Genomic DNA, 809 nt, shown 5'->3' on the forward strand with positions numbered 1-809 from the left:
AAACACGGCCAAATTGCTATGGTATGGCGAGTTAGGAGATTTTCCTTACAAAGAGCACAACGGCATGTTTCAGGCATGGGTTGGCTTAAAAGACGCGAAATTCAGTTTTGATACTGCGTGGCCAACCATTACCGACTTGCAGCTTGATCTATTGTTTGAAAACGACGCCATGTATCTGGATTCCAAATCGGCGACGTTAAATGGCGTTCACGCTAAACGCATCACGGGGCGCATTCCGGAGTTGGCTGAAGATGGCCATATCGAAATTGAAGCTAAAGCCACAGCTCCGGGTAATGAAGTTCGCGACTACATGATGGCTACGCCGCTGGTTGACTCGGTTGGTGCCGCTTTGACGGCCTTGCAAGTCAGTGGCCCGGTGTATTCCGAGTTCCAGCTCAACATTCCTTTTGATATGGAAAAAGACGCGCGAGCTTGGGGTTATGCGGATTTGAAAGACAACCGTGTTGATATTGATGCGCCGCCAATGATGCTAGAAAAAGCCACAGGCCGCATTCAGTTCGACAACGATGTGGTGACGACATCTGGCTTGTCAGCAGAGTTACTCTCGCAGCCTATTTCACTCGATTTCCACGGCGAAAGTGCGGACCAAGGCTACAACGTGACCATCAATACTTTAGGTGATTGGGATGTAGAGCCTCTCAAGCCTTATTTGGGTGAACGTTGGTTGAGCTTGGTTTCCGGTCATGCGCCTTGGCAAATGGACATTGACTTGCAGCTCAACGATGTGGGTTTTACTTACCAAGTGGATGTGTTGGCGCAGCTCGGTCGATTAGCCAGTGAATACCCAT

1 protein-coding gene is annotated in these 809 nt (G+C 49.4%); it reads left to right on the top strand.

What is annotated here, in order from left to right; genetic code table 11:
* A partial coding sequence (locus tag R7040_RS25725; protein ID WP_318097465.1) for a DUF3971 domain-containing protein occupies positions 1-809 on the top strand: 809 nt, incomplete at both ends.

The organism is Vibrio sp. 1069, assembly GCF_033340555.1.